This is a genomic window from Planctomycetota bacterium (assembly GCA_026387035.1).
Classification (GTDB): Bacteria; Planctomycetota; Phycisphaerae; order FEN-1346; family FEN-1346; genus JAPLMM01.
The window spans coordinates 1-10,185 of sequence record JAPLMM010000125.1; the positions used below are offsets into that span (position 1 = coordinate 1).

Consider the following 10,185-nt stretch of genomic DNA (forward strand, 5'->3'; position numbering starts at 1 on the left):
CCGAGCACCTTCGGGCACGCCAGGTGAAACGGCATCCCGGCGATGGCGCACGCGACGTCCAGGCCGCCGGCCCCGATGGCGAGCATCGCCGCGCCGCCCGAGGTCGGCGTGTGGCTGTCGGCCCCGAGGAGCGTCTTGCCCGGCGCGCTGAACCGCTCCAGGTGGACCTGGTGGCAGATGCCGTTGCCCGGCTTCGAGAAATGCATGCCGTGCTTCGCCGAGAACGTCCGCAGGAACTCGTGGTCGTCGGCGTTCTCGAATCCGAGTTGCATCATGTTGTGGTCGACGTAGTTGACCGAGAGTTCGGTGGCGGGGGGCGGGGCGCCCATCGCCTCGTACTCCATCATCGCCATCGTGCCCGTGATGTCCTGCGTCAGGGTCTGGTCGATGCGGATGCCGATGTCGGCGCCGGCCTCCAGGCGCCCCTCAACGAGATGCGCTTCGAGGATCTTATAGGTGAGCGTCTTGGCCATGACGGGCTTTCCTCCACGCGACCGGATTCAGGGAGGAATTATAGGACGGCGGACGCGGTTCCTCAAGGCGAAAGGGGCGAAGCGGCACGGGTGCGGCCGTCGAGGGCGCCGCTCGCTCAGGCGTCCGAGGGCGCGTACACCTCGGGCGGGAACGCCTCGGCGATGGCCCGGCGGGATTCTTCGAGGTTGGCGAAGTGGCCCAAAGCCCGGGCCTGGACGGCGATGTTGCCCAGGGCGGTCGCCTCCGTGGGCCCGGCGTAAACGGGAATCCGGACGGCGTCGGCCGTCATCTGGTTCAGCAGCCGGGCCTGGCACCCGCCGCCGACGATGTGCAGGCGCTCGAATCGCCGGCCCGTCACGTGCTGGAGACGATCCAGTTCGCGCTGGTACGCTCCGGCGAGGCTCAAGTAGCAGCAGCGTGCGATGTCGGCTTCGCTGCGGGGCAGGGGGGCGCCGCGGCTCGCGAGGTCCTGGACGATCTCCTCAGGCATGTTCCGTGGGGCGAAGAAGCGAGCGGCATTCGGATCGATCGTCTCGCCGTAGTCGGAGGCCTCGGCCGCCGCCGCAATCTCCGAGAACGTCATGGCCTTACCTTGCTCGGCCCAGAGGCGCCGGCATTCCTGGATGAGCCACAGGCCGTTGATGTTTTTCAGGAACCGGATCGTGCCGTCCACGCCTCCTTCGTTGGTGAAGTTGGAGGCCGAGGCTTCGGGCGTGAGAACGGGTTCCTCGAGTTCGGCCCCCATCAGGGACCATGTGCCGGAACTCACGTACGCCCACTCGCCGCCACCCACCGCGGGGACGGCCGCCACCGCGCTGGCCGTGTCGTGCGTCGCGGGGAAGTGGACCGCCGTGCCCCCGAAACGGCCGGCAGGAGCGCCCGGCATGGCGATCTTGCCGAAAAGGCGTTCCGGCAGACCCAGCGCCCGGACCAGGTCGCCGTCCCAGTCGCGGGCCCTGGCGTTCAGCAGGCCCGTCGTGCTCGAAATGCTATACTCGGCCCGCGCCTCGCCCGTCAGCAGGTACGTCACGAGTTCCGGCATCAGGAGCATCCGGGCGGCGCGCCGGATCATCTCCGGACGCTTCTGCTGTTCGGCGACCAGTTGGAAGACGGTGTTGAACGCCAGTTCCTGAAGGCCGGTGATGGCGTAGAGGCGATCCCGGGGGACGAGGCGATAGACATAGGGGACGGCGTCCTGGTGGCGCGCGTCGCGGTAGGCGAACGGCAGGTCCAGCAAGTCGCCGCGCTCGTCGATCAGCCCGTAATCCACGCCCCAGGTGTCGATGCCGAGGCTGTCCACCCGGCCGGAGGCCGCGATGCCCCGCCGGACCTCCTCCACGAGCGCCGGCACGTCCCACCGTTTCGTCCCGTTGACGTCCCGCGGGCCGTTGGCGAAGCGATAGGTCTCCTCCAGTTCGATCCGCCCTCGCTCGACCGTGCCGACGATCATCCGTCCGCTTGAAGCCCCAAGGTCAATCGCAAGGATTCTCACCGGTTGCTCCTGACGCTAGAACTGGTTTCCTAATCTCTTGCGCGGCGGTTCTCCTGAACCGCCGCGATTTCCAGGACTTTTGGGAGGGTGGCGGGTCAGGAGACCCGCCACCCTTTAGTTATGAAACCAGTTCTCGGCGCTTTCAGAGGCGCGCTCCGTGGTGGGCTGCTCACGAGACGACGTTCTGCGGCCGGCCCGCCAGGAACGCCCGCACGTTCGCGACGACGGTTTTCATCATCCGCTCGCGCGCCGCCCGCGTGGCCCACGCGAAGTGCGGCGTGATGAAGCAGTTTTTCGCCGCGAGCAGCGGATTGTCGGCCTTCGGCGGCTCGGTCGAGAGAACATCGAGGCCCGCGCCGGCGATGCGGCCGGAGTTCAGCGCGTCGGCCAGGTCGCGCTCGTTGACGACGGGCCCCCGGCTCGTGTTGATGAGGAACGCCGTCGGCTTCATCAGCGCCAGCCGCTTCGCGTTCACCAAGCCTTCGGTTTCCGGCGTCAGGGGGCAGTGCAGGCTCACGACGTCGCTTCGGCGTAAGAGCGTCGCGAGGTCCACAAACTCGACGCCGGGCTCCGCCGTCGGCGTCCGCGCGTGCACCAGGACGCGCATCCCGAACGCCCGCGCCAGTTCCGCCACCGCCCGGCCCGTCCGCCCGAACCCGACGATCCCCATCACGAGGCCTTCGAGTTCCACAAGCGGCCAGTCCCAGTACGCGAAGTCCTTGCTTGCCGTCCACCGCCCCTCGCGGACGGTCCGCGCGTGGTGCCCGACGTGGTGCGCCAGTTCCAGCACCAGCGCCATCACCAGTTGCGCCACGGAACGCGTCGAATAGGCCGGCACGTTCGTCACCACGATTCCCCGCTCGCGCGCCGCGGCCGTGTCCACGACGTTGTACCCTGTCGCGAGGACGCCGATGTACTTAAGGGCCGGCAGCCGGGCCATCACCGCGCCGTCGAGGACGACCTTGTTGGTCAAAACGACCTCGGCCCCCGCCGCTCGCTCCACGACACTTTCCGGCGGCGTCCGCTCGTACACCGTGCACTCGCCGAGTCCCTCGAGGTCCTCCCAACTCAAGTCCCCCGGATTCATCGTGTAGCCGTCGAGGACGACGATCTTCACGGCATGGATCCCCAATTCCACAAGGCGCTCTCAACGCAGAGGCCGCGGAGACCGCAGAGGACGGATTGAGTAACAACGGCAAAAAGCGGCTGCCGTTCCCCTATCTTTGCTGTTCTCTGCCCTTCGATCTCGCTCAGGGCAGCCCGAGCATGGTCGAGAGGCTGCGTTCTCTGCGCCCTCTGCGTTGAAAAAACCGTGCAACAGCATTAACCGCTCACCTCGACGACGAGTTCCAGTTCCACGGGGGCGCCGAGCGGCAGTTCGGCGGCGCCCACGGCCACGCGGGTGTGGCGTCCGGCATCTCCGAAAATCTCGACAAGCAACTCGCTCGCTGCATTGAGCACCTTCGCCTGCTCCGTGAACCCCGGCGCGCTCGCCACGTAGCCCGTCACGCGGACGATGCGGGCGACGTGCTTGAGGCCGCCGACCTCGGCCGCGACCACGGCCAAAGCGTTGAGCACCGCTTGGCGGGCGCAGTCTTGCGCCTCTTCCACGGTCACCTCGCCGCCCACGTGGCCCAGGGTCATCAGTTCGCCGTCCCGCATCGGCAATTGGCCGCTGACGAAAACGAGGTTGCCCGTGCGCACCGCCGGCACGTACGCGCCCACGGGCCTGGGGGCCGGGGGGAGTTCGAGACCCAGCGCGCGGAGTTTTTCTTCTGGAGTCATCTGTTGTGCCCCCATGGAGATAACCGCGACCTTACGGTCCCGGCGCGTGCGTTACAAACTCCAGCCCTTCCGGTACTCGGTCCGCACGACGGCGTTCGCCTCGGGCAGATTGGTGACCTTGAGGTTGGCGGCATCCCACTCGATGGGGGCGTCCACTCGTTTGGCCACGTTGCCCAGCAGGCACATCTCCGTCAGAGGTCCGGAGTACGCGAAGTCGGCCCCGGCCTGCGTGCCCGCCTTGGCGGCCCGGACCCAGTCCTGTTCGTGGCCGCCCGCGACGCGCGGCAGGGTCTTCTCGGGCAACTTGGCTTCCTTCATGAGGGCCTCGGGCACGAGGCGCGGGCTCTCGCCGTACACGCCGCACATAATCTTGCCCTTCGATCCTTTGAAGATCACGCCGCCCTCGGCGGGCATCCTGCGGCCGTCCTCGAGGCCTTCGGGTCGCGGCGGGCGGGTGCCCTCGTACCACGTGAGTTTCACCGGCGGCAGGTCGCCGCGCGCGGGGAAGCGGAACGTCACGATCGCCGACAGCGGATGCACGTCCTTCGTGTTGCCGCAGGAGGTAGCCTCCACGCTCGTGGGCGGTCCGAGTTTCAGGGCCCAGAATACCGAATCCAGCGAGTGGGCCCCGCGGTCGCCCATCATGCCGCAACCGAAGTCCCACCAGCACCGCCACACGCCCGGGTGATACGCCTCGTGATACGGCCGCATCGGGGCCGGGCCGATCCAGAGGTCCCAGTCGAGCGTCGGCGGGACGGTCGGCGTGTCCTTCGGTCGCTCGGAATACTTGCTGCTCCACCCGGCGTGGCCCCACGGGTAATAGGAGAGGCTGCACCAGGCGTCCACCTCGCGAATTTCGCCGATGAGTCCGGCCCAGATCCATTCGCAAATCAGCCGCACGCCCTCGCCGGAGTGTCCCTGGATGCCCATCTGTGTGGCGACCTTGGCTTCCCTGGCCGCTTGGGCGAGCATGCGGGCCTCGTACACATCGTGCGTCAGAGGCTTCTGGCAATAGACGTGTTTGCCGGCTTTCATGGCGGCCATCGAGATGACGGCATGTGTGTGGTCGGGCGTGGCCACGAGCACGCCGTCGATGCCTTTCTCGCGGTCGAGCATCTCGCGGAAATCCTTGTACGGCGTGGCGTTCGGATACCGCTTGAAGGTCTCGGCGGCGTAGGCGTGGTCCACGTCGCACAGGGCGACAATATTTTCGGTCTCGAGGCTCCTCAGGTTCGACGCCCCCATGCCGCCCACGCCGATGCCGGCGATGTTCATCTTCTCGCTGGGCGGAATCTGCCTTGGGCCGCCCAGGACGTGCCGCGGCACGAGGGTGAATGCCGCAGCCGTAGCGGCCGCCCCCAGGAACTCTCGCCGACGCAGGGTGACGGGTTTCATGCGGAGGCTCCTTTCAACGGGAACGTTGTGCGTAACGGTTGCTACTTCGCCGCCTTCTCCTTGCGGGCTACGAGGATCATATCGCGGCTGGCGGCAGGGTCAAACGGTTTCGGGTCGTACCCGCCGTAGAACTGGAGCCGCACGAACCCCGCCTCGGTCGCGAGGGTCTTCAGTTCCGGCTGCTCCAGCGCCCAGGCCCGGGCGTGCGTCTCGGTTCTTTTCCACTCACCCGCCTGCTTCTCCAGCACCACGACGTCGAGTTCGCAGTGCTGGCGCTGCTTCCGCACGACCTTCAGAAACAGGATCTCGCGGTCGTCCACCGCCCGGACGCGAGGCCCCTCGTACAGGTTCTGGCCCTCGGGGATGACGGCGTAGTTCAGCGTGTGGATCACCGCCACCCCGCCGGGTGCCAGGATCTCGTACATGCCCGCGACCGCCTGCCGCAGACCGTCCCGCGAGTCCACCAGCGCCAGGCTGTTGCCCGTGCAGATAACCGAGTCGAACGGCCGGTCGAACCGTTTCGGCAGGTCCCGGAAATCCGCCACTTCGAACCGCACTTTGCCGTGTTCGCCGCCCGTCTGGCGCCGCGCGTCTTCGACCATCGCCGGCGAGAGGTCCGACCCGACCGCCTCCAGCCCCCACCGCGCGAACAGCCGGACGTGATGACCCGTCCCGCACGCGCAGTCCAGCACCCGCCGCGCCTTCGCGCTCGAAAAGACGCGCTGAAAAAACGGCGCCTCGAACGCCAGCCGGTGCTCCCAGTTCACCATCAGGTCATAGTATGGCTGGAATGCGTCGAAGGGACCCTGAGCCTCAGCCATCGTCGCGCCTCCGGTTGCCCCACCCAGACAGGAACGTCCGGATTCTAGGTTCCGCGGCCCCGAAATGCAAACGTTTCCGCGCGGCCTTGCTTTTTGGGGTGTGACCACGGATTTTGGCAGGGCCCGTCCTCCTTGTCAGCCCCGGTAGGGGTCCCGGCGCGCCGGGACCTCCGGCACTTGTTACGGCCCCTTTCGATGCCCAACACCCGTGCCAGAAAAATTAGTCACACCCGCCTTTTGGGTGTGGCCGCATTTTGTGGCAAAGGGTCAAGGCTTCCCTCAAAACCACGGTGTGGCACGGCCGGTCTTGCCCGGCCGTGTCCCGGCGCGCCGGGACCGTGCCACACGCAGATTTGAAAGCGGCCTCGACGAGGTGCCACGAAATGCGGCCACCCCGCCGGACCCCCCGCGCGGCAAGCCCTTGACAGGGGCGGCGCTCGATTCTATTCTTCCGTTGAGGTGCTCGGGTGGTGGAATTGGCAGACACGCCAGCTTGAGGTGCTGGTGGCCATAAAAACGGCCGTGCAGGTTCAAGTCCTGTCCCGAGCACCAGGCACCCACGAGGGCCGTCCGCCGCAACGGACGGCCTTCTCTTTTCCGGGCAAAGACCCACGCCGCCCAAGGCGAGGTTCAGCCCCTTGAGGGAGTGGTGCACACTCCACCCACGCCGGGAACGGGGCGCGTGCAACAGCCGCCCGGCCCCGTGGGAGCGATTACGGAGGAGGACTCACCGGGAAATCCTTCTCCACCCCGGTCGGATGCGATGGGTCGACATCAATGGGCGGCCAGAGGGCCTCGCCGCGCTTCTGGGCGGCGATCTGGCTGCGGTCGTTGCCGATCCAGCCGATCTCGTTCGAGTTGAGGTCGAGCCACAGCGTGATCCGCCGCCACTGGTCGGCCGACAGTTTCAGGTCCTTGTGCTGGGGCTTGGTGGTGAGGGCTTTCATGATGCCCGAGGCGTGCGCGCCGAACCGCCCCGGCGTGGTCCGCGACCCGCCGACCCCCAGCACGTTCAGCCCCGATTCTCCGGGGTAACTGAACGCCCGATCATACTGGGCCAGCGACGCATAACTCATGTCGGGCGCCTTGGGATGCTGCTTGTGACACGGCACGCATTCCTTGTCGAAGACGGGCTGCTTGACCAGTTGAACGAAATTGTAGGGCATGGCGCCGCTGTCGACTTCCGGCATGAGTCTTGACGGCGGGCGTCTCAGTGCGGCAGGCCGCGAATACGGCTGCACCGCCTTCCACTTGTTATCGTGACACCCCGCGCAGGACAGATGCTCGCCGGGGTGGACGTACGTGGCCGACCGCATGGAGTGGACGGCCATCCCTTTCTCGTCCAGGAGTTGGAAGTAGATCGCCTTCTCCACGGGCGCTTCGCAGTAGACGCTGCCGTCCTCCTCCACCGGCACGACCCCGAGCGGGATGCGGCCAATCGAGTCGCTGGCAAAAGACAGCAGGGTGACCGTCTTTATGTTGAACTCGTTGTCGAGCATCTGGGGGATAACCTGGACGATACGCATCCACTTCACCTTGACGCCCTCGGGCAGCCTGCCTGCGGCGTCCGCGTCGTAGACATTCACCACGCTGATGACCGCCCGGCGATGGTCGGGCAACGATTCGCGTTTGCCCTGCCAGGTCAGGACGGGCAGGATGGGCGGTGTCCGGCGCGGCCGTAGCGGGAAGGGGTCCCGCACACGATGCTGTCCCTGTGCCGGGGCGTAGATCAGTTCCCGGTTTCCGAACCGGTCCAGCAGGCAGAGCCCGGCGTTGAAATTGCAGAGGTAGAAATCCTCGCTGAGCGGCCAGGCCGTGCCGTAGGCGTGGGCGGCGCCGGGCTCCACCTCGGGGAAGAAGTACTCCGGGGTGATCCGCCTGACCTGGGCCATCCGGCCGTCGTCAGGAATGCGGGGGTCGATCAGGATGAGGCTCCCGGAGAAACCTTCATGGTGTCCGACCGCGGTGGCCGTGTACTTCGGCGAATCGGGGACGGGGCGGAAGGAGATCTCCGCGTCGGGCCGCAGGAATCGCCCGCTGACCCCTTCGCGCGTTCCGTATTGCGCGGGCTGCACGCCCTCGGGCATGGCCGACCAGGGCAGGGGGTAGTTGCCGTGGTAATTTCTGGGGTCCCGCCCGTCGGGGTAGCATTCCCAGTAGTGATGGGCCGTGCCCCAGTGCCGGTCCACGTAGTCCCAACGGGTGTAGACGATCTTGCCGGTGTGGCTTACGGTGGGCGCCCATTCGTTGGTTTCGTGATAACTGAGACAGACGATATCCGAGCCGTCCGGTTCCATGGAGTACAGCGTGTAGGTCAGGGACTGCGGGGTGAGGACGCACCGGCCGACGCCGCCGCGCCGTGTCGAGGTGAAGACGATCCTCCCCGACGGGAGCGGGCACGGGTCGAAATCGTCGTGCGGCCCGTCGGTCAGTTGAACGAGTTCCCGGGTGGCCAGGTTGAACCGGAAGAGGTGCCAGACGTCCGCGTCGGTGGTGGCGGCAAACAGGAGTTCCGTGCCGTCGTAACTCAACTCGAGGCCCGAGAACTTCCCCGTGAGTTCCTTGCCCTTCTACGGCCCGGAAGCCACCTGGACGCCCGCCAGAGGCATCGCGGCCCCGGCGTTGGACTTGATGCCCTGGAGGACGAGCGGCCCGCCCCCGGCGCAGTGCCCGGGCCAGACGGCCCGCGCCTGCTCGATGATACGCTGGTCGCCGGGCTGTTCGAGCATGCAGACGATGCGGTCGAAGTCGAGCAGCGGACTGGCCAGGGCGATGCGACGCCGCAACTGGCATGCCTGGGTGAAAAGGGCTCTGCGGTCTCCGCCTTGCGGGGTCGATTTCGCCGCGGCGGACAGCCTGCCCAGTTGCGACTCGAAGTCGCTCAGCGCCGGCGCGGGGAGCCACCCCCGTTGCCGGAAGTACTGCACGAGGGCGCCCGTTCGCCTCAGGACCACGTCCAGGGGATCCGTGTCCTCCGGCAGGATCAGCGCCTGGGGATCCAGCGCCTCGGCCTTGAGGCGATCGCGCCGCTCCTTGGGCGATGTCTTCAGGCGGCTGATCTGACCTGCGAGTTCCTCAAACTCCTGGTCGCGTGCCGCATCCACAGGCGCTTGCGCCAACCCGGGCGAGACCAGGGCCAGCAGGGCTACGGCGACGTGGACTGAAACAAGCCCAAGCCGGCTCCGCGCCCGCCGCCCCGGGCCTGTCTCTGCGGCGATGTGTCGTAGGGTCATCCGTGCCGAACCGCCTTCTGCCACTTTCATAAGCCGAGACTCTCCAGGCGAACTCCGGCCTGCGACCGCCGCGGGCCGTTTCGGGTAGTCTACCATCATGACGGCTTCTTTCGTCAAGGCGGAAGCCGCGCCTCAACCCGGTGGCCATGCCTGGATCACGTACACGTTCTGTCGCCTCCGGGGCTGGGTCGAGGCAAAGGCGCGTAGGGCGAGGGAGCGATCGGTCTACCGCGCCCCGACCCATTCGAGGAACTTGCGCCGAAGGTCCCGCAGCGGCGCGCCCACCACGCGGTGCAGCGAGAGAATCCACGTCCGTTCGTAACTCGCCTCGATCTCTTGCGGCGTCATCAAGTCGCGCCGGTGCTGGCGCTTCAGTTTCCGCACATGGTACACGTCCTCGCGCTGAAGCGCGGCGAGGAACCTGCGCTTCGCCCACCCCAGCGGCCCCCACGACCGCCGCGGCGCCCACGAAATCTGAAAATCAATCAGCACCGGCCTCCCGTCCCGGCCCACGAGGACGTTGTCCGGCTTATTCATATCTACGTAGGCCATGCCCCGCGCGTGGATCGCCGAGAGGAGCGCCTCCAGGCGGTCGAAGAAATCGTCCGGCACTTTCGTCTTGCGGTCCAGGAGGTCCTCCCCCTCGACCCACGCGTGGGCGAACGCGCTCTTGCCGATGCGCCCGAGGAATCGCGGAACGTTCGGCAAATCCTGGAGCATCCGGTAATGCCGGATCTCGCGGTCCGCCATCCGCCGGCCCGCCCACTCCAGGCCGATGCCGAGCCAGGGGTCCGTGTGGTAGTGCTTCAGCACGACGCGCCAGCCGTCCGGCCCGGCGTACCGTCCCGTCGCCGCAAAAAAATCCTGCTTCAGCACCTTCTCCAGCCGGTACGTCCGCCCGCCGAGGTCGAACGATTCTCGCGGCATCTTGCCGCGCAAAATCCGTTTCGGCACGCGTCCCTGTTCTTTCCGCGCCATAGACTCC

9 protein-coding genes and 1 tRNA gene are annotated in these 10,185 nt (G+C 67.1%); 1 reads left to right on the forward strand and 9 read right to left on the reverse strand.

Features of this window, described 5'->3' with window-relative positions; translation table 11 throughout:
• From NTX40_04195 to NTX40_04220, 6 genes are all read right to left on the reverse strand, one after another.
• Positions 1-473: aconitase family protein (locus NTX40_04195; protein MCX5648285.1), on the reverse strand; the 473-nt coding region annotated here is incomplete at its 3' end.
• Between the two features lie 116 nt (positions 474-589).
• Entirely contained in the window at positions 590-1,966 is a 1,377-nt protein-coding gene (locus tag NTX40_04200) for a rhamnulokinase (protein ID MCX5648286.1), read from the reverse strand.
• A gap of 169 nt (positions 1,967-2,135) precedes the next feature.
• On the reverse strand, positions 2,136-3,083 hold the full coding sequence (locus tag NTX40_04205; GenBank protein ID MCX5648287.1) for a D-2-hydroxyacid dehydrogenase: 948 nt from the start codon (positions 3,081-3,083) through the stop codon (positions 2,136-2,138).
• 206 nt (positions 3,084-3,289) lie between these two features.
• Complete coding sequence (locus NTX40_04210; GenBank protein ID MCX5648288.1) at positions 3,290-3,751, reverse strand: RidA family protein; 462 nt, start codon at positions 3,749-3,751, stop codon at positions 3,290-3,292.
• Between the two features lie 51 nt (positions 3,752-3,802).
• Positions 3,803-5,146, reverse strand: a complete 1,344-nt coding sequence (locus NTX40_04215; GenBank protein MCX5648289.1) for a Gfo/Idh/MocA family oxidoreductase — start codon at positions 5,144-5,146, stop codon at positions 3,803-3,805.
• Between the two features lie 41 nt (positions 5,147-5,187).
• A complete protein-coding gene (locus NTX40_04220) occupies positions 5,188-5,967 on the reverse strand; it encodes a class I SAM-dependent methyltransferase (GenBank protein ID MCX5648290.1) in 780 nt (259 codons plus the stop codon).
• Positions 5,968-6,428: 461 nt separating this feature from the next.
• Here NTX40_04220 and NTX40_04225 point away from each other — a divergent pair.
• A tRNA-Leu gene (locus NTX40_04225) sits at positions 6,429-6,519 on the forward strand.
• Positions 6,520-6,680: 161 nt separating this feature from the next.
• Here NTX40_04225 and NTX40_04230 read toward each other — a convergent pair.
• The 3 genes from NTX40_04230 to NTX40_04240 all read right to left on the reverse strand — a co-directional run.
• Positions 6,681-8,498 carry a hypothetical protein gene (locus tag NTX40_04230; GenBank protein MCX5648291.1) on the reverse strand — a complete coding sequence of 606 codons (1,818 nt, stop codon included), beginning with the start codon at positions 8,496-8,498 and terminating at the stop codon, positions 6,681-6,683.
• Positions 8,499-8,537: 39 nt separating this feature from the next.
• Positions 8,538-9,200: a hypothetical protein gene (locus NTX40_04235; protein MCX5648292.1), complete on the reverse strand. Its 663-nt coding sequence runs from the start codon at positions 9,198-9,200 to the stop codon at positions 8,538-8,540.
• A 225-nt stretch (positions 9,201-9,425) separates the two neighbouring features.
• Positions 9,426-10,185, reverse strand: a 760-nt coding sequence (locus NTX40_04240; GenBank protein ID MCX5648293.1) for a hypothetical protein, incomplete at its 5' end; no start/stop codon positions are given.

What these genes read in the sequence shown, in the direction of transcription:
- NTX40_04220 (MCX5648290.1), bottom strand. Translation starts at nt 5,967, where the DNA reads ATGGCTGAGGCTCAGGGTCCCTTCGACGCATTCCAGCCATACTATGAC.
- NTX40_04210 (MCX5648288.1), bottom strand. Translation starts at nt 3,751, where the DNA reads ATGACTCCAGAAGAAAAACTCCGCGCGCTGGGTCTCGAACTCCCCCCG.
- NTX40_04215 (MCX5648289.1), bottom strand. Translation starts at nt 5,146, where the DNA reads ATGAAACCCGTCACCCTGCGTCGGCGAGAGTTCCTGGGGGCGGCCGCT.
- NTX40_04235 (MCX5648292.1), bottom strand. Translation starts at nt 9,200, where the DNA reads ATGACCCTACGACACATCGCCGCAGAGACAGGCCCGGGGCGGCGGGCG.